At 59.2% G+C, this 18,888-nt stretch carries 17 protein-coding genes; 6 read left to right on the top strand and 11 right to left on the bottom strand.

Annotated elements, in window-relative coordinates; all coding sequences use genetic code 11:
• Positions 1-224: 224 nt before the first annotated feature.
• On the bottom strand, positions 225-2,171 hold the full coding sequence (thrS, locus tag WNY61_RS05825) for a threonine--tRNA ligase (RefSeq protein ID WP_342850513.1): 1,947 nt from the start codon (positions 2,169-2,171) through the stop codon (positions 225-227).
• Positions 2,172-2,343: 172 nt separating this feature from the next.
• On the opposite strand from thrS, the gene WNY61_RS05820 reads away from it, so the two are divergent.
• The 3 genes from WNY61_RS05820 to WNY61_RS05810 all read left to right on the top strand — a co-directional run bounded on the left by WNY61_RS05820 (position 2,344) and on the right by WNY61_RS05810 (position 5,295).
• Complete coding sequence (locus WNY61_RS05820; protein ID WP_342850512.1) at positions 2,344-3,630, top strand: MFS transporter; 1,287 nt, start codon at positions 2,344-2,346, stop codon at positions 3,628-3,630.
• A 51-nt stretch (positions 3,631-3,681) separates the two neighbouring features.
• Positions 3,682-4,428: an alpha/beta hydrolase gene (locus tag WNY61_RS05815; RefSeq protein ID WP_342850511.1), complete on the top strand. Its 747-nt coding sequence runs from the start codon at positions 3,682-3,684 to the stop codon at positions 4,426-4,428.
• Positions 4,429-4,584: 156 nt separating this feature from the next.
• Positions 4,585-5,295, top strand: a complete 711-nt coding sequence (locus WNY61_RS05810; protein WP_342850510.1) for an alpha/beta fold hydrolase — start codon at positions 4,585-4,587, stop codon at positions 5,293-5,295.
• A 9-nt stretch (positions 5,296-5,304) separates the two neighbouring features.
• Here the strand turns inward: WNY61_RS05810 and phaZ are convergent, their stop codons facing one another.
• Positions 5,305-6,597, bottom strand: a complete 1,293-nt coding sequence (gene phaZ, locus WNY61_RS05805; protein WP_342850509.1) for a polyhydroxyalkanoate depolymerase — start codon at positions 6,595-6,597, stop codon at positions 5,305-5,307.
• Positions 6,598-6,647: 50 nt separating this feature from the next.
• Here phaZ and phaC point away from each other — a divergent pair, with 50 nt between their 5' ends.
• The 3 genes from phaC (at position 6,648) to phaR (ending at position 9,740) form a co-directional block, all read left to right on the top strand.
• A complete protein-coding gene (gene phaC, locus WNY61_RS05800) occupies positions 6,648-8,453 on the top strand; it encodes a class I poly(R)-hydroxyalkanoic acid synthase (protein WP_342850508.1) in 1,806 nt (601 codons plus the stop codon).
• Positions 8,454-8,604: 151 nt separating this feature from the next.
• Complete coding sequence (locus tag WNY61_RS05795) at positions 8,605-9,048, top strand: phasin, PhaP (protein ID WP_342850507.1); 444 nt, start codon at positions 8,605-8,607, stop codon at positions 9,046-9,048.
• A gap of 143 nt (positions 9,049-9,191) precedes the next feature.
• Positions 9,192-9,740, top strand: coding sequence for a polyhydroxyalkanoate synthesis repressor PhaR (phaR, locus tag WNY61_RS05790; protein WP_342850506.1), 549 nt, complete (start codon positions 9,192-9,194; stop codon positions 9,738-9,740).
• Positions 9,741-9,799: 59 nt separating this feature from the next.
• On the opposite strand, the gene WNY61_RS05785 is transcribed toward phaR, so the two are convergent.
• The 9 genes from WNY61_RS05785 to WNY61_RS05745 all read right to left on the bottom strand — a co-directional run bounded on the left by WNY61_RS05785 (position 9,800) and on the right by WNY61_RS05745 (position 18,835).
• A complete protein-coding gene (locus tag WNY61_RS05785) occupies positions 9,800-10,978 on the bottom strand; it encodes a DegT/DnrJ/EryC1/StrS aminotransferase family protein (protein WP_342850505.1) in 1,179 nt (392 codons plus the stop codon).
• 271 nt (positions 10,979-11,249) lie between these two features.
• Positions 11,250-12,554 carry an FAD-binding oxidoreductase gene (locus WNY61_RS05780; protein WP_342850504.1) on the bottom strand — a complete coding sequence of 435 codons (1,305 nt, stop codon included), beginning with the start codon at positions 12,552-12,554 and terminating at the stop codon, positions 11,250-11,252.
• 14 nt (positions 12,555-12,568) lie between these two features.
• Positions 12,569-13,930: a glutamine synthetase family protein gene (locus WNY61_RS05775; RefSeq protein ID WP_342850503.1), complete on the bottom strand. Its 1,362-nt coding sequence runs from the start codon at positions 13,928-13,930 to the stop codon at positions 12,569-12,571.
• Positions 13,930-14,619 carry a type 1 glutamine amidotransferase gene (locus tag WNY61_RS05770; protein ID WP_342850502.1) on the bottom strand — a complete coding sequence of 230 codons (690 nt, stop codon included), beginning with the start codon at positions 14,617-14,619 and terminating at the stop codon, positions 13,930-13,932. Before WNY61_RS05770 ends, WNY61_RS05775 begins: the two co-directional genes overlap by 1 nt.
• 356 nt (positions 14,620-14,975) lie before the next feature.
• Positions 14,976-15,782 carry an ABC transporter permease subunit gene (locus WNY61_RS05765; RefSeq protein WP_342850501.1) on the bottom strand — a complete coding sequence of 269 codons (807 nt, stop codon included), beginning with the start codon at positions 15,780-15,782 and terminating at the stop codon, positions 14,976-14,978.
• The gene (locus tag WNY61_RS05760; protein ID WP_342850500.1) at positions 15,779-16,663 is read right to left on the bottom strand and encodes an ABC transporter permease subunit; all 885 of its coding nucleotides are present in this window, start codon (positions 16,661-16,663) and stop codon (positions 15,779-15,781) included. Before WNY61_RS05760 ends, WNY61_RS05765 begins: the two co-directional genes overlap by 4 nt.
• A gap of 80 nt (positions 16,664-16,743) precedes the next feature.
• Entirely contained in the window at positions 16,744-17,481 is a 738-nt protein-coding gene (locus WNY61_RS05755; protein ID WP_342850499.1) for a transporter substrate-binding domain-containing protein, read from the bottom strand.
• Positions 17,482-17,506: 25 nt separating this feature from the next.
• Positions 17,507-18,283 carry an ATP-binding cassette domain-containing protein gene (locus WNY61_RS05750; RefSeq protein ID WP_342850497.1) on the bottom strand — a complete coding sequence of 259 codons (777 nt, stop codon included), beginning with the start codon at positions 18,281-18,283 and terminating at the stop codon, positions 17,507-17,509.
• 111 nt (positions 18,284-18,394) lie between these two features.
• Entirely contained in the window at positions 18,395-18,835 is a 441-nt protein-coding gene (locus WNY61_RS05745) for a TerB family tellurite resistance protein (RefSeq protein ID WP_342850496.1), read from the bottom strand.
• Positions 18,836-18,888 lie beyond the last annotated feature (53 nt).

Below are 18,888 nucleotides of genomic sequence, written 5' to 3'. Positions count from 1 at the left end.
ATCTCTTCCCTTCCTGATGGTTTAGATGGGCTTACTAAAACAGCCTATCACATCACAAGCTACTCACGAGCGAGTGTGTCACAGTCCCGTCAGAAATCACGCGGAAAAACAGCGTAAATTGCAACCTTCCTGCGCAGGAGGGGGCCAATTGTTACAAAATCGCTCCGGCGGACGCAGGGCGAGTGATGCCCAACGCCGCCGAAGCGTAGTTTTGTTACAACCCGTTAGCGCAGGTCGGGCGGGGTCGCGTCCTGCGCCAATTCAGCGGTGAGCGTGTCGAGCGGCTGCACCGAAGTCTGCTTTTGACCCAGACGGCGGACAGAGACGGTCCGCTCTTCGACCTCACGCGCACCGACGGCGAGGATCACCGGCACCTTGCCGACCGAATGCTCGCGCACCTTATAGTTGATCTTTTCGTTGCGCATGTCGGCCTCGGCACGCACGCCGGCAGCTTTGAGGGTCTCGACTACCTCGGCCACGTACTCATCCGCCTCGGAGGTGATGGAGGCCACGACAACCTGACGCGGGGCGAGCCAGAAGGGCAGCTTGCCCGCGTGTTCCTCAATCAGGATGCCGATGAAACGCTCGAAAGAACCGAGTGTGGCACGGTGCAGCATCACGGGCCGGTGCTTGCCGCCATCCGCGCCGATATAGGTCGCGTCCAGCCGTTCGGGCAACACGAAGTCCACCTGATGGGTGCCGCACTGCCAGTCGCGGCCAATGGCGTCGGTCAGGACGAATTCGAGTTTGGGGCCATAGAATGCGCCTTCGCCGGGGTTCAACTCAGGCTCGATCCCTGCGGCGCGGGTGGCCGACAGCAGGGCGGCCTCGGCCTTGTCCCATACCTCATCCGATCCGGAGCGCTTTTCAGGGCGGTCGGAGAATTTCACTTTGAAGTTCTCAAAACCGAGGTCGCGGTAGATCTCGCTTAGGAAGGCGATGAACTTGGCGGTTTCGGCTTCAATCTGGTCTTCAGCGCAGAAGATATGGCCGTCATCTTGGGTAAAGCCGCGCACCCGCATGATGCCATGCAGCGCACCCGAAGGCTCATAACGGTTGCAGGAGCCAAACTCGGCCATGCGCAGCGGCAGGTCGCGGTAGGATTTCAGACCCTGATTGAAAATCTGCACGTGACAGGGGCAGTTCATCGGCTTGAGCGCGTTTACCGCTTTTTCACGGGCGTGCTCTTCGTCCACTTCGACGATGAACATGTGGTCTTGATACTTTTCCCAGTGACCGGAAGCTTCCCAGAGTTTGCGGTCGACGACCTGCGGGGTGTTCACCTCAACATAGCCGCCCTTGCGCTGTTGGCGGCGCATGTAGTCTTGCAACTGGGTGTAGATCGACCAGCCGTTGGGGTGCCAGAAGATCTGGCCGGGGGCTTCTTCCTGCATGTGGAACAGGTCCATCTCGCGGCCCAGTTTCCGGTGGTCGCGTTTGGCGGCTTCTTCGAGCATGTTGAGGTGCGCGCGCAGCTTTTCCTTGCCGGTGAAGGCCACGCCGTAGATCCGTTGCAGCATCGCGCGGTCACTGTCGCCGCGCCAATAGGCCCCGGCGATGGACATCAGCTTGAACGCATCGCCCGGCACTTGGCCGGTGTGCTGGAGGTGCGGGCCACGGCAAAGGTCTTGCCAGTCGCCATGCCAATACATGCGCAGCGGCTCATCGCCGGGAATGCTGTTAATCAGTTCGACCTTATAGGGCTCGCCCAAGTCCTCGTAATGCTTGATCGCGCGGTCGCGATCCCAGACCTCGGTGCGGACGGCATCGCGTTTGTTGATGATCTCTTTCATCTTCTTTTCGATCGCGCCAAGGTCTTCGGGGGTGAAGGGCTCTTTGCGGTCAAAGTCGTAATACCAGCCATCTTTGATCACCGGGCCGATGGTCACTTTGGTGTCTGGCCAGATTTCCTGCACGGCACGGGCCATGATGTGGGCGAGATCGTGGCGGACCAGTTCATTGGCCTGCGCTTCGTCGGCCATGGTGTGGATCGCGATGTCGGCATCTGCGTCAATCGGCCAAGCCAGATCGAAATGCGCGCCATTGACGGTGGCGCTGATGGCCTTTTTGCCCAGCGATTTTGAGATGTCGGCAGCCACTTCGCCCGCGGTGATACCGGCGTCATATTGGCGGCTGTTGCCATCGGGAAGGGTGAGGGAGATTTGGGCCATCTTGGGCGCTCCTCGTCGGTTTGGCGCCTACGAGACGCCCGGTTGCGGGTTATGTGTTGCGCCTATTTGGCGGGGCGGGGGCGTCTTGTCAATGCAAGCAGAGCTTGTGCGGGGAAGTTGCGCCATGCAGGCGGTGCGCTATGTCAGGCGGGACACAACGAGGAACGGCCAGATGCAAGACGACACCGCGCAGCGCGCTTTCGAGACGATTTCGGGGGCGGATGACCCTGCGCCGGGGTTGGACGACAAGGCGCAGCAAGCCGAGGCGCGCAACGGGCTGCGCCATATCGTGTCGCTGTCGATGACGAAAGTGGCCGACGGTTTGATTGACCCCAAACTGGTGCTGGCGTGGCTTTTGAGCGCGCTTGGCGCGCCTGCGGTTTTTGCGGGGGCCTTGGTGCCGATCCGGGAGGCCGGGTCGCTTTTGCCGCAGATCGCGCTGGCGGGCGTGGTGCAACGTACGGCACGGCGCAAATGGGCTTGGGTCTGGGGATCGGTCGGGCAGGGCGTGGCGGCGGCGCTGATTGCCTTGGCCGCGCTAAGCCTTGAGGGGGCGACGGCGGGCTATGCCATCTGTGCCGCACTTGCGCTGCTCGCCGTTTGCCGCGCCGCCTGTTCGGTGTCATTCAAAGAAATCTTGGGCAAGACAGTGGGCAAAACCCGGCGCGGGTCGGTGACGGGTTTGGCGGGGTCGGTATCGTCGGTCGGGGTGGTGATCTTTGCCGGATTGCTGATGTCGGGGCTGTTTCAGAGCCGGGGTGTTGTTGTGGTCGCGATTGCGCTGGCGGCTGGGCTTTGGGTCGCGGCGGCACTTTTATTCTCAACAATCGAAGAAACGCCAAGCGAGACCGAAAAAAGCAGCGGCGTCGATTTCAAACTGCTGCGCGGCAATCGCGATCTGTGGTTGTTCATTCTGGTGCGCGGGCTTTTGGTCTCTACCGCTCTTGCGCCGCCCTATTTGGTGGTGCTGGCCGGGTCGTCCGAAGCAGGCCAGCTGGGGCAATTGGGCGCCTTGGTGCTGGCCTCTGCACTGGCCTCGTTGCTGAGCTCCTACGTCTGGGGGCGGCTGTCGGATACGTCGAGCCGGCGGGTGCTGATGTTGACGGGTGTTGTCGGCGCGGTGGCGATGGCACTGGCGGTGATGCTGTGGTTTCTGGGGCTGGCAGAGGCGGTCTGGGCGATGCCCTCAGTGCTCTTTATCCTGATGATCGCCTATCACGGTGTGCGGCAGGGGCGCTCAACTTATTTGGTCGATATGGCCCCCAAGGATCACCGCGCCGCCTATGCTGCGGTTAGCAATACGGTGATTGGCGTGCTCTTGCTGCTGGCCGGGGTGCTGGGCGGAGGGGCCGCGCTGATCGGGCCGCAGGCGACGCTGATGCTGTTCGCCGTGATGGCTGTCGCCGCCGCCGTTCTGGCCCATTGGCTGCCGGAGGTCGAGCATCTGGCCGACGGGTGACTTGCCCTCAACCGCGCCGATGCCCATGATTGGGCCAAAGACGGAGGCAGCATGTCAGACAGCAATTTTATCGATACCCCAGAGGGGCGGCGCATTGCGTATCACAAGACCGACGGGGCGGGGCCCTGCGTGGTGTTTTTGGGCGGGCTGAAGTCCGATATGATGGGGACCAAAGCGGTCTATCTTGAAGATTGGGCGCGGGCAGAGGGTCGGGCGTTTCTGCGGTTCGACTACTCGGGTCATGGGGAATCCTCGGGCAGCTTTGCCGAGGGCTGCATCGGCGATTGGCACGAAGACACGTTGGCCGCAGTAGGCGCGCTGACCGACGGGCCACTGATCGTCGTGGGCTCCTCCATGGGCGGTTGGCAAGCGCTGCTTTTGGCGCGGCATCTGCCGGAACGTATCGCGGGGCTGGTTGGCATCGCTGCGGCCCCTGACTTCACCGAAGATGGATATTGGGCGAACTTCACCGACGCGCAGAAAAAGGCGCTGGAAGAGGTCGGGCAGGTCGAATTGCCGTCGGACTATATGGAGCCCTACGTCATTACCCGCCGCATGATCGAAGATGGGCGCAAGCGGCTGGTTCTGCGCGCACCGCTGACGTTGCCGTTTCCCGTGCGGCTGCTGCAAGGCACCGCTGATACCGCCGTCAGCACGGCCACGGCGGTTCGGCTGTTGGAGCACGCGCAATGCCCCGATATGCGACTGACGTTGGTCAAAGACTCCGACCACCGCTTTTCGGACGAGCGCTGTTTGGCGCTGATTGTCGGGGCGATTGAAGAAGTCTCGGCCCAATAATGCCGGAACGCGGGGCGCATTGGCGGGCATGGAACCGCCGATAGGCACCGCGTCCCGATGCCACCCCAAAACACCCATGCTAAGAGGCAGGCAAACCCAAGGGGGACGGCATGAAACTACGTCATTTCAATTGTATACCTTGCCGGGAAATCGCGCATGGCTGAGCCGCTCGTTCTCCTGCCCGGCATGATGTGCGATGCCCGCGTCTTTGCACCGCAGATCGAGGCGATTTCACCCCGGACCACGGTCGTGCTGGCGCCGATCGCCCAAGGCGAGCGGATTGAGGAAATCGCCTCGGGTCTTTTGGATCAATTGCCGCCGCGTTTTGCGCTGGTAGGGCAGGGCATGGGTGGCGTGGTGGCGTTAGAGATTTTACGCCGCGCCCCCGACCGCATCAGCCGGATTGCCCTGCTTGCCACCCAGGTGTTGGCCGAGCTTCCATCTATTGCAGCTGACCGTGAGCCGCAGATAATCATGGCGCAATCGGGCAAACTGCGAGAGGCAATGCAGGCACGAATGGCGACTGGTTTCTTGGCACCGGGCGTGGGGCGTGCCGAAGTGCTGACCCGCGCGATGGAAATGGCCGATACGCTGGGCGGCGATGTGTTTGTGCGCCAATCGCGCGCGCTGCAACGGCGTCGGGATCAGCAGGCGATCCTGCGCAAATGTAAGGTGCCCGCGCTGGTGCTTTGCGGGGAGCATGACACGCTCTGTTCGGTGAAACGCCACGCATTCATGGCAGAGATGATTCCCTACGCAAAACTAGCGGTGCTGGAAGAGGCTGGCCATCTGCCAAGCCTTGAGCAACCAGAGGCCACAACCGCCGCGCTGCGCGACTGGATGCATCAACCTCTGGTGCTGCAATAGGGCCGCGGGTTACGCCGCCGCTGGCTTTGAAGGCGAGTTTGACGCCACCTTTTTCGCCGCTGACTCGGACTTGCCGTTGTTGGCGTCGATAAAGTCCAGCACCAAGGGCCGGATGTTATTGCGCCAGCTTTTACCTGCAAAGATCCCGTAGTGACCTGCGCCCTCTTCAAGATGGCTCGCCTTTTTGGAATCCGGCAGACCGGTCAGCAGATCAAGGGCTGCGATACATTGGCCGGGGGCCGAAATGTCGTCCTTGCTGCCTTCGACCGTCTTAACCGCCACCGTGGTGATTTTGCCAATATCGACCTGACGGCCCGCCACGGTAAAGACATTGCGGGCGATCTCGCGCTCTTTGAACACGCGCTGCACGGTCGACAGATAGAACTCTGCCGGCATGTCCATCACGGCGAGGTATTCGTCGTAGAACTTGTTGTGCTTGTCATGCTCATGCGCCGCTTTTTGGGCCACGCGGGTGATCTGGTTGGTGAACGCGTCCCGGTGCGTGTCGTTGTTCATTGAGATGAAAGACGCCAGTTGCAGCAGACCGGGGTACACCTTACGGCCCACGCCCGCGTATTTGAAGCCGACTTGCTGGATCATCAACTGCTCAAGCTGGCCCATGGTGACACTATGACCAAAGTCGGTCACATCGGTAGGCGCGGCATCCGGGTCAATCGGGCCGCCAATCAACGTCAGCGAGCGCGGCTGCGCTTCGGGCGCTTCCTCGGCCAGATAGGCGGTCGCGGCAAGCGTCAGGGGCGCAGGCTGACACACGGCGATCACATGGGTGTCGGGGCCAAGGTGGTGCATGAAATCAACGAGGTAGAGCGTATAATCCTCGATGTCGAATTTGCCCGCACTAACTGGAATATCACGCGCATTGTGCCAGTCTGTCACATAGACGTCGCAATCAGGCAGCAGGGAGATCACGGTGGACCTCAGGAGCGTGGCATAATGACCGGACATCGGCGCGACCAGCAGAACCTTGCGGCCCGTGTCTTCGCGGCCCTGCACGGTGAATTTCAACAGATCACCGAATGGGCGTTCCATCACCGGCTCGATGCTGACCAGACAGTCTTGGCCCTTGGAGCCGACCACTGGGGGGATGTCCCAATCGGGTTTCACCACCATGCGGGCAAAACTACGTTCCGTCACCTCGCCCCAAGCCGCCAACCATTCCATCGCGGGGTTTGGAAACAGAGAGAAAGCGGGGTAGGATGCCATGGCAAGGGCGGAGGCGCCGAGCCATTGATTGGTGTTCCGAATGGACTCCATCATATCGTAGGTGGCCATGTAGCGCATGTGGGGGCTCCTTTATGCTGCACCTGCGAAGATAGGAGGTAAGGGTTAAGATGCAATCAGATTCCACAAATTCGGACCCGACGGCACCCGCGGCGCTGTCGCGAATGGCACAAAACCTTAAGAAAGTTGAGGCGTTAACCGAACGTCTGACCCGTGTCATGACGACCCGCGAAGGGCATCAGCCCGCGCTGGATGCGCCGAACCAGCAGTTATTTGCTAAGGCCGCGCAGTCTTATTGGGCCGAAGCCATGACCAATCCGGCACGTCTGATGGAGCATCAGATGGGGTATTGGACCAAATCCGTCACTCATTTCGTCGAAGCACAGCAAGCGCTCGCCGCAGGTGGCGCAGCCCCGGTAGAGGATGACGGTCCCACCGACAAACGATTTGCCAATCCGTTGTGGCAGACGCACCCTTATTTCAACTTCATCAAGCAGCAGTATCTGATTAACGCCGAAGCACTGCATCAAGCCGTGGAAGACGCGCAGGACATGGACCCGGCGGAAAAGAAACGGCTGGTTTACTTCAGCCAGCAGATCATCGCGATGATGTCGCCGACCAATTTCCTTGCCACCAACCCCGATGTTTTGGAGCGCGCGGTAGAGACCGAAGGCGAGAGCCTTGTACGGGGTTTGGAAAACCTGATCGCTGATTTGGAGGCAAACAACGGCGAGTTGGTCGTCAAACTGGCCGATGACAGCGCCTTCGAGTTGGGCCGTAACATCGCCACTACGCCAGGCAAGGTGGTGTTTCGGAACCGTATGTTCGAGCTAATCCAATACACGCCCAGCACCGAAGAGGTGCATAAAACGCCGCTGTTGATCTTCCCGCCATGGATCAACAAATTCTATATTCTTGATCTCAAAGCGCAGAACAGCCTGGTGAAATGGCTGGTAGATCAGGGGCATACGCTGTTCGTCGTGTCGTGGGTGAACCCAGATGCCAGCTATGCACAGATCGGCATGGAGGATTACGTCGAAGAGGGCTACCTCGCCGCCATCGAAGAGGTGAAGGCGATTACGGAGGAAAAGCGCATCAACGTGGTGGGCTACTGTATCGCCGGCACCACGCTGGCCCTGACGCTTTCGCTGCTAAAGAAGCGTGGCGATACCTCGATCAAATCGGCCACCTTCTTCACCGCGCTCACGGATTTTTCAGATCAGGGCGAATTCCAACCCTTCCTCACCAACGACTTCATTGATGGGATCGAAGCCGAGACGGCGGATAAAGGCATTTTGCCGTCGGTCGTCATGGCGCGCACCTTTTCCTTCCTGCGTTCAAACGATCTGGTCTACGGCCCCGCCGTGCGCAGCTATATGATGGGAGAGACCCCTCCGGCCTTCGACCTGCTGTACTGGAACGGGGACGGGGCCAACCTGCCGGGGCATATGGCGATGCAATATCTGCGCGGGCTATGTCAGCGTAATGAACTGGCCGAAGGGGGGTATAAACTGCTCGGCGAGCAGCTGACACTGGATGACATCGATGTGCCGCTTTGCGCCATTGCCTGTGAGACAGACCATATCGCGCCGTGGAAAGACTGCTACCGTGGCGTGCAGCAAATGGGGTCAAGCGACAAGACATTCATCATGGCGCAATCGGGCCATATCGCGGGTATTGTGAACCCGCCCAGCCGCAATAAATACGGTCACTATGTAAACGGCGATCTTGAAAAGGATTTTGCGGCATGGCGAGAGGCGGCAAAGTTTCACGAAGGCTCTTGGTGGCCACGTTGGGGCAAGTGGCTGGGCAAGCGTTCGGCCAAGATGATTCCGGCTCGTTTTCCCGGCGATAACGGCCGAGAGACTTTGACCGATGCGCCCGGCACCTATGTAGCTCGAAAAGCAAGTAACTGATTAGTTTGCATAATATCGCGGTTCTCAGTTTATGCTGCAATGCAGAAAAAAACCTTGAAATGCTGCGGTGCGGCATCTATATTGTAGTCAGACGCGAAACGGACGGGGCCTTTCGGCTCACTGATAACAGCAATATTAAAAGGATAGAGACATGACCAAGACACCTGACATGACCGCGATGTTCAAAGACGTTATGGGCGCTTTCCCAGTAGATAACGCCGCCATGCAAGACGCCTTTAAAAACACAGCATCCCTGAACGAGAGGCTGTCCGGCGTGGCCTTCGATGCCGCTGAGAAATCCGCTGACATCTCTTCGACTTGGACCAAAGAAACTCTGGCCCGCATGACCGAAATGACGAAGGTCAAAGCCGAGCCTGCAGATTATGCCAAAGCGATGACCGAATTCGCTTCCGCTTCCGCCGAAGCCGCTGCCGAGCATATGGCCGCCTTCGCTGAAGTCGCGAAGAAGGTCCAGATGGAAACAGTTGAGTTGATGATGGCTGCAGGCAAAGACATGCAGAACGAAGCAACAGCCGTGGCCACTAAAACAGCCGAAAACGCACAGGCTGCCGCGAAAAAAGCCACTTCGAAGTAAACCGCACGCCGGTTTGGCTTTGACGGTATGATGCTTAGAAAAAGGGCAGGTCCATTCGGGCCTGCCCTTTCGTCATGCGCTCTTTCTATTTGCTGATCCCTGTCCTAAGCTGCAATGCAGCACCACTGGCCGGGAGGAATATCATGGCGGAAAAACCAAAGCCCTTGCTGATAAAACGCTATGCCAGCCGTAGATTGTACAACACCGAGACCAGCGATTACGTTACGCTGGAAGATATCGCAGGTTTCATCCGCGATGGCCGCGAGGTGCAAATTGTCGATCTAAAATCTGGCGACGACCTGACTCGCCAATATCTGTTGCAAATCATCGCCGAACACGAAAGCCGCGGTGAAGCCGTTTTGCCGGTCGATGTGCTCACCGATCTGGTGCGCAGCTATATGTCGGGCAATGTTTCGGTCGTGCCGCAGTTTCTGCAAACCTCATTCGACATGCTTCGCGATGGGCAGAGCAAAGTGGTCGAGAACATGAGCGCGATGAACCCGATGGCCAAGATGCCAGGGCTGGAAGCGATGCAGGCGCAGCAAGAGGCGTTTATGAAGGCGATGACTGGCGGCTGGGCAAAATCTACGGGGCCCGAGCCTTCTGGCAAGCAATCCGAGCAGGGCGACGATCTGGATGCGATCAAGAAACAGTTGGCGGAATTGCAGGACAAGCTTTCCAAAATGAACTGATCTTGCCGCCACGACTAATTATAGGAGGGAGCCGTGCGCTCCCTCTTTTTGTTTCTGGCTTACGCCGCCCGCGCGTCGACGACTTCGGCCAAGGCGCCCAAGATTACGTCTGCCACCGCGTCGATCTCTGACAGCGACATTTGCACCGGCAGGCGCACATCACAGGCGCGCATCAACATCGCACGGGTGTGCGGCAGCTCAGGCAGGTCTTCGATGAACTGCCAATTCCAAAAAGCGCGCGCGTTGTCGGTGCTTTGTCCAAAGATTTGCACTTTCACCCCGGCATCTTCTGCCGCAGCAGAAAAGGCGCGGATTGTGGCATCGGACAACCCGACCAGATTGAATTGGATCGAATCCGGCGCACGGGTTTCTCCGGGCAGGGGGCTGGGCACGTCGATCAGGGGCGATGCCGCGAGGCGGGCGGCCATGTGGTCATGATTACGCAAACCATCCGCCACCCGGCGCGGCAGGTGCGGCAATTGCGGCCGGATGATCGCAGCCGAAAGGTTCGACATGCGCAGATTATAAAGTGGCAGGCGGTTCTGCCACTTGGCAAAGCTGTCTTGCAAAGCGGCGTGTTTCTTCCAGTTATGCTCATAAGCGCCCGACATGATGATGGCGCGCGCCACCAGATCAGCGTCATCGGTGATAAGAATACCTCCTTCGCCCGCGTTAATCATCTTGTAAGACTGGAATGAGAAACAGCCAATCTTGCCGATCGTGCCGATCTTCCGCCCCTGCCAAAGCGTGCCGAGCGAATGCGCGGCATCTTCAATCACCGGTACACCCGCCGCATCGCAGAGCGCCATGATCGCGTCCATATCCGACGTATGACCGCGCATGTGGCTGATGATGACGGCCTCGACACCCGACAGCTTGCTGGCGAAATCCTCTAGCTCAATGCGGTAATTGTCACCCACTTCGCAAAGGACCGGTTTGCAGCCTGCGTGGATTACGGCAGAGGGAACTGCGGCGAAGGTGAAGCCGGGGATCAAAACCTTCGCATCTCTGCGTAGGTCCAAAGCCAGCAGCGACAAAAACAGCGCGGCAGAGCATGAGGACACCGCCAACGCATATTCGCAGCCCATCATCTGCGCAAATTCAACTTCCAGCAGCGAAACCGGCGCATCCTTTGCAGCGGTATAGCGAAAGAGATCGCCGCTCTGCAGAAGCTCTGCGATAGCGGCTTCGGCCTCAACGGGGATCGGTTCGGCGCGGTGCAGGTCGGGCAATGCCATATTTCGAAATCCTAAATAGTGATTTTCAAAATTGTAAAACAATGAAGCGCGCGCGCCAAGGGGCGAACAAGTTTCTGGCCGGCCCGCACCCCGTTATGACGAAGCCCGACTAAGAACGGAAAAATGGCCGCGCACCTCTGCCCCCCCGGCAAGTTTCACGCCCCGCCTCTTCCCCCTTCATCCTTTCTTAAATACCCGCGGGGGAGCAGCCATAGGCTGCGGGGGCAGCGCCCCTTCTTTCCCAAAGCGGACCCCATCGTCCCTGCAGACGTCAAAGACCCAGCCGGTCCCGCGTCGCGTACCAAAGCATGGCCAACACCAGAAGGGGGCTGCGCATCGAGGCACCACCGGGGAAAGCCTGCGTCGGGATCGCGGCCATCGTGTCGAACCCATCGGCATCACCCTCGATCGCTTTGGCCATCAGATAGCCCGCATGGGTCGCCGTGCCGACCCCGTGGCCGGAGTAGCCAGAGGCCGAGAGGATGTTCGGAGCAAGCCGCGCAACATAGGGCAGGCGTTTCATCGTGATGCCCAAGGTGCCGCCCCAAGCATAGTCGATCTTCACGTCCTTCAACTGCGGGAAGACTTGCGACATCGGCCTGCGCACCTTGGCGGAAATGTCTTCCGGGAAGCGGTAGCCGTAGCTCTCGCCGCCCCCAAAAAGCAGCCGCCCGTCGTGCGACAGGCGGAAGTAGTTCACCACGAAACGGCTGTCGGCCACGGCCACATCGCGCGGCAACACGTCCTTCACCCGGTCTCCGAGGGGTTCTGTCGCGGCGATGAAGTTGTTGATTGGCATGACCCGTGCAGCCACATCGCCGTTCAGCTTGCCCAGATAGCCGTTGCAGGCCAGCACGACATGGTCGGCGGTGACGCTGCCGGTGGCGGTCTGCACAATCGCCTTGCTGCCTTCGACGATATTCTCGGCGGGGCTCGTCTCATGGATGCGCACCCCTGCGGCGGCAGCGGCGCGGGCAAGGCCAAGCGCATAGTTCAGCGGATGCAGATGCGCGGCACCCATGTCGAGCACGCCGCCTTTGTAGTCAGGCGAGGGACAGACCGATTGAAACGCGGCGTGATCCAACACTTCAATCTCATCATAGCCGTAGTGCTTTTGCAGATGCTCTGCATAATCGTGTAAGTGCCGCACGTCCGAGGTGGTCGATCCTGTCCATGCCACGCCGGGTTTCAGATGGCAGTCAATCTCATGCTTTTCGATCAACGATTTGACCAGCGCCTTGGCCTCTTGCCCCATCTCCCAAAGCTTGCTGGCGTGCTCTTGACCCAGCATCTTTTCCAGACCGTCCTGTTCAACCCGCTGACCGGACCCCAACTGCCCGCCGTTGCGGCCCGACGCACCAAAGCCTACGCGCTGCGCATCTAACAGCACCACGTCATAGCCCGCCTCGGCCAAATGCAGCGCAGCTGATAGGCCGGTATAGCCCCCGCCAACGACACAGACATCGGCTTTGGTATCACCCTGAAGCGGTGGGTAGGCCGTGTGCTTCGTGGCGGTGGCGGCGTACCAGCTGGTGGGGTACTGGCCGGGCGTGTCGTTGGCGTAAAGCAGGTTCATCGGGCCTCCGGGCGTTAAACGTTCATCAGCAGATGTTCGCGTTCCCAAGGCGAGATCACCTGAAGGAACTCTTCGTATTCAGCCCGTTTCACGATGGAATAAACGCGGGCGAAGTCGGGGCCCAAGACCTCGTGCAACTCCTTGGCTTCTTCAAACAAATCAAGCGCTTCGCCCAAGACCTGCGGAATGTCCCCTTCGCCGACATAGGCGTCGCCCTTGAACTCGGGCAGCGGGTCTTTCTGTTGGGTCAGGCCCAGATACCCGCAGGCGAGGCTGGCGGCGATGCCTAAGTAGGGGTTGCAGTCCATCCCGGCGAGCCGGTTTTCCACCCGGCGCGATTTCGGCCCTGAGAGCGGTACGCGAATGCCGGTGGTCCGGTTGTCACGGCCCCATTCGAGGTTAATGGGTGCTGCATGGTCTTTCACGTAGCGGCGGTAGGAGTTCACATAAGGCGCAATCACTGCAAGCGCCTTCGGCATGTGATTTTGCAGACCGGCGATGAAGTGCTTGAAGTGTTCAGTCTCTTCCCCGTCGGCATTGGCAAAGATGTTGTCGCCAGTGTTCACGTCCAGCACCGAATGGTGGATATGCATGGCGCTGCCCGGCTCGTCCGCAATCGGTTTGGCCATGAAGGTCGCATAGCATTCATGCCGCATCGCCGCTTCGCGGATTAGGCGTTTGAAATAGAACACCTCGTCGGCCAGCCGCACCGGATCGCCGTGCTGCAGGTTGATCTCAAGCTGGCCTGCGCCGCCCTCCTGGGTGATGCCGTCGATCTCAAAACCCTGCGCCTCTGCGAAATCGTAAATGTCGTCGATTACCGGGCCAAACTCATCCACGGCGGTCATCGAATACGCCTGCCGCGCTGCTGCCGGGCGGCCTGAGCGGCCCATCATCGGCTGAATTTCCTTGGCCGGGTCAATGTTGCGCGCCACAAGGAAAAATTCCATCTCGGGCGCCACCACCGGCTCCCAGCCCTTGTCGCGGTAGAGTTGCACCACACGTTTAAGCACGTTTCGCGGCGAATAGGGCACCGGCTCATTGTTGCGATCAAAAGCGTCGTGGATCACCTGAAGCGTCCAGTCCCCCGTCCAAGGTGCTGCGGTGGCGGTGTTCATATCCGGGCGCAGGATCATGTCTTTCTCGATGAACCCATCTTCGCCCGCCGCGTCGCCCCATTCACCGGTGATGGTCTGGTAAAAGATACTGTCGGGCAGGTGAAAGTAATCCTGACGCGCGAATTTGGACGCCGGGACAGCCTTGCCGCGGGCGATGCCGGGCAGGTCGGGGATAACACATTCCACTTCGTCCAACCGGCGGCCCTCAAGATAGGCGCGCGCCGCTTCTGGTAATGCCTCTGTCCAATCGTCGGCCATCAGGCCCTCTCTTTCCTGTTGTCTTTAAAGAATGCGGCCATTTGGTCCGCGATTTTTTGGTTATCAATGGGGCCGCCAAGTGCGGCGGTGGCCTGTTCAAGTTGATGATCCGGCACCACGCCCTTGCCACGGGTTTTAATCAGCCCGTCGATGAAATCATGGCCGAACTCAGGATGCGGCTGGACCGTCCAGATGCGGTTGTCATAGGCCAGCGCTGCGTAGGGGCAGAAGTCAGACGACGCGACGACCTTGGCCCCCTCGGGCAGTTCCACAACCTGATCCTGATGCCATGCGTTCAGCGCCAGTTTTTCGCCGTCCATGTCGTATTCCGTGCGGCCAATCGACCAGCCGCCGGTGAACTTCTCGACCTTGCCGCCAAGCGCTTGGGCAATGATCTGATGGCCAAAGCAAACGCCGATCATCGGGCGGCCATCGGCATAGGTGTCGCGGATGAAATCCTCAAGCGGCGGGATCCAGTCGTGGTCCTCATAGGCGCCGTGTTTCGAGCCGGTGATAAGCCAGCCGTCGGCTTCGCTCACCCCTTCGGGCAGGATACCGTCGACGACTGACCAGATTTGAAACTCAAGGCCGTGACCATCCAATAGCTTGGTGAACATCTCGCCGTAATCGCCAAGCTCTTTCCGAAAGTCATCGGGGGAGTGGCCGGTTTGCAGAATGCCGATTTTCATGTGGTCACCTGTTGCGCAGTATTAGGATAGAATTGGATTTGTTCTGAAGAGGCGGACCGCTTTCGCGCGCCACGCAATTTCTGACTTTTCCCCAGCATAAGTCCACAGAACTTTTCGAAGAAGAAGGCCCGAACGGTACGGCGCAAGGGTACAGTCGAGCTGCGTTGGTTTGCAGAGCAAATCTGTTTCAGGCTCGCAGCACACTTCCGCTCCTCGGCAGCGCGGGTTCGGAGAGCTTTGAAAGACCAGTCGTTCATACGTCACCTGCAAGGGCGGTGGGCATGTCACAGAGCGGTCTACCCGAAGGCAAAAGCAGCCGACGCCCACGCGCCGTGTAATTTGATCAAATAATGGTACTACCGGATCAAATTGGGACGCAAGCGAATTTTACGCCGTTGGGCCTGTGGCAAGTGTCGGTTGAGGCGAGAATTGATCAAACCGAAAACGCTGATGATACAAAGCGTCAACAAGATGAAATAACCGGCAAGAATTGGATAGGGCACGAATGGGTTGAAGGTTTTGTCCGCAAAATAGCTGGCGTAATAGAGCGCGTCGCCCCGTTGCTGCCATGCCGGGAAGCCGCTGAAAAACACCAGCGTCGTGGCGTGAAAAAGGAAAATCGCTTCGTTCGTATAGGCGGGCCAAGCAAGGCGCAGCGAGGTCGGCCAGATCACCCGGCGAAAGCGCGACCAGCCCGACAGACCATAGGCATCGGCAGCCTCAACATCGCCTTTCGGGATTGATTGCAGAGCGCCGTAAAAGATTTCGCCCGAATATGCAGCAGTGTTGAGGAAAAGCACGATCAGCGCCCCCAGCCATGCCGCTGTGAACGGGGCGAAGAAGGCGTATTCGGATTTTAACGTCAGGAACAAGAAGTAGCCAAAGAAAAATTGGATAAACAGAGGCGAGCCCCGGAAGATGAAGATGAACCATTCTGCCGGTTTGCGAAACCACGGGTTCGGGCTGGCCTTGCCAACACCGAGTGCGGTGGCAAAGAAAAAGCCCGTCAACAGAGCGATCACGCCGAAGTAGATGTTCCACAACATGCCAGAGCCGATCAGCGTGAACTGCTCGCACAGGGTGAAGTTGTCACGCGGCAGCAGCCGTTCGCCGATGCCGAGCGAGCGTAGGCCGTAGTCTTGGATCGTCTGAAGACAGCTCATGCGCCGGCCCTCCGCTGTGCTTCGCCGCCGGTGGTGGCTTGGCCGCGGGTCAGTCGTTTCATCAGCCGGTCTAGCGCGATCTCAGAGACGCGGGTGAAGAGAAGGTAAAACACCAGCAGCGCGAGGAAATACCACATGCGCCAGTCGGGGTGCGGGTAATCGGTGAAGCGCGGTGTCTTGGTGCCGCCCAGCTCACGGGCCCAATAGACGATGTCTTCGACGCCCAGCAGAAACAGCAGCGGCGTGGCCTTGATCAAGACCATCCAAAGGTTGCTGAGGCCGGGCAGGGCATAGACCCACATCTGCGGCACCAGCACGCGCCAGAAGGTCTGGCGGCGGTTCATGCCATAGGCCTCGGCGGTTTCAAGCTGCGGGCGCGGCACGGCGCGCATGGCGCCGAACAGGACGTTGGCCGCAAAGGCGCCGAACACGATGGCGAAAGTAAACACCGCAAGGCCAAAACCGTAGGTCTCATGCACCCATTGCGCGGCGTTGCCCAAGGGCATTTTAGCGGCCTGACAGACGACAAAATCACTGCCTTGACGGATTGGCATGTCCCAGTCAGAACACAGCGCCTTGTGGCGCAGATACTCGATGCCCTGGTCCAATGCGATGACGAAAAACAGAAAGAATGCGATATCCGGTACACCGCGCACCAACGCGATATAGCCCTTACCGACCCAGCTGAGCGGCGCGAATCGCGCGCGTGCCATCATGGCCCCACCAAAACCGAAAGCCAGCGCCACAGGGGCGGTCACGGCGAGCAGTAGTAAGACCTTAAGAAAGGACATGTAGAACGACATATGGACGCCGGTTGTCAGGTAACAGGAGAACCAGAACCAGTCGTCCAAGATCGATGGGTCAGTGCAGAAAGAAAACATGGGCCCCCATGGGCTGATCTGCGCGGGCAGGCCGGGCAGGGAAGGTCAGGCGCGCCGGGATGGGCGCGCCTGAGGTTGGATTACTCGTAGGTGGTGGTGTCTTCGCCGAACCACTTTTTGAGCATCTCGTTAAGCGATCCGTCTTCTTTCATCTCGGTGATGACAGCGTCGAACGTGTCACGCAACTCACCGTCGGACTGGCGAAGCGCCATGCCGATGCCGTCGCCAAGTGGCACGTCGTCGCCCACGAACATCAGCTCACCGCCGGATTCCTCAACGATTGGCACGAGGTAATCTTTGTCAGCGAAAACCGCATCCGCTTCGCCGTTACGCACAGCAGCGACGGTTTCTTCAGGCGTGGCGAATTCGATCAGCGTGGCACCGCTTTCGGCCACGTGAGCGGCCTGAATGGTCGCCGTTTGACCCGATACAACACCGCCTTCGATGTCCGCACCCTCAGATGCCGCGACATAGGCCGACGCGGTGGGCGGGTAGTAGTTCTGTGTGAAAGCAACGACTTCACGACGCTCGTCGGTGATGCTCATGCCGGCCATGATGTTGTCATAGTTGCCAGAGACGAGGTTGGGGATGATGCTGTCCCAGTCGTTTTTGACCCATTCGCAGGTCAACTCGGCGCGTTTGCACAGCTCGTCGCCCAGTTCACGCTCAAACCCGTCAACTTCGCCAGCGTCGTTGATGAAGTTGTAGGGAGGGTAGGCGCCTTCGGTGCCCATGCGGATGGTTTTGCCATGGGCTTCGGCCATAGCCATGCCTGTTGTGAGGCTCAGCGCGGCTGTCGCAAGTAGGATTTTTTTCATTAGGTTGCTCCCTTTGGTTTTTTATTTACGCAGGCTGGGTTGCCGATAGGAACCCACGCAGACGTTCCGATTTAGGCGCGCCGAAAAGCTCTTCCGGCGTCCCTTGTTCTTCGATCAGACCTTTGTGCAGGAACACAACATGATCACTGACGTCAGCCGCCAGTTTCATGTCATGGGTCACGATTACCATCGTGCGCCCCTCTGAAGCTAGGTCTTTGATAACTTTAACGACTTCTTGCTCCAACTCAGGGTCAAGCGCACTGGTTGGTTCGTCGAACAACAGCGCCTCTGGCTCCATGCAAAGGGCGCGGGCAATGGCGGCGCGCTGTTGCTGGCCGCCGGAAAGCTGCGCGGGGTACACATCGCATTTGTCGCCAATCCCCACCTTTTCGAGGTAGCCGCGCGCGGCGCGTTCCACTTCCTTACGGTCGCGGCCCAGCACGGTCAGCGGCGCTTCCATCACGTTTTGCAGGATCGACATATGCGCCCAGAGGTTGAACTGCTGGAACACCATCGACAGGTTGGTGCGGATGCGCAGCACTTGCTTGGCGTCGGCCGGGCAGCGGTGGTGACCATCGCCTTTCCAGCGCACTGGCTCACCCTTAAAGATGACCTCGCCCTGTTGGCTGTCTTCCAACAGGTTACAGCACCGCAGCAAGGTCGATTTGCCAGAGCCTGAAGACCCGATCAGCGAAATAACATGGCCACGGGGAGCGGTCAGGTCGACCCCTTTAAGAACCTCCAGCGCGCCATAGGCCTTGTGAAGGTTCTTGATCTGGATAACCGGGGTATCTGTCGTCACGGAAACTGTCGCCAATCTGTCATTTCAGTGCGCTATAAAGCGACGAATCGACACGGATTGCAACGCAGAGTTTGGCCCGCGTTGCACCGCAGTGATGGTCCTGACGCTAGGTCAGCTTTCCTTGGCGACGCGTTGGCGTGCCATGGCGCTATCGGTGTCGGTCACACCCAGCAGGTTCGACACCAAGCGCAGCAGCGCATCCTCTTCATCAGAGCGGCTGCCATCGGCCAGAACCACCTGCCAAAGTGCCTCGATCACCTCTAGACGGCGCTCATAGGGAACAGCATCTTTGATGGCGCGGGTGAAACGTACAGTGTCGGGTGCTTGGGCCTCAAGCTCTTCGGCCTCGGTACGCAGGGCGGCGGCATCGGCCTCATTCAGGCCATAACGCTCTGCCGCGATGCGGTCGATCAAGCGCCGCTCGCTCATGGCATAGTCATTGTCAGACCGGGCAATGCGCACCAAAAGCGCGGTCAGCGCAAGGCGGGCATCGTTGTCGGCCATCGGATCGGGCTCGGGCTGGGTCAGCCGCTTGAGGAAATCACCAAACATATTTTGCGATATAGTCCTGCTGCTGGCAAAGGCCAATCGGCCTTCGCGCGGGA

It is taken from the genome of Sulfitobacter sp. AS92 (assembly GCF_038900015.1).
In the GTDB taxonomy this organism is placed as follows: Bacteria; Pseudomonadota; Alphaproteobacteria; order Rhodobacterales; family Rhodobacteraceae; genus Sulfitobacter.
This window is presented reverse-complemented; position numbering and strand designations above follow the sequence as displayed.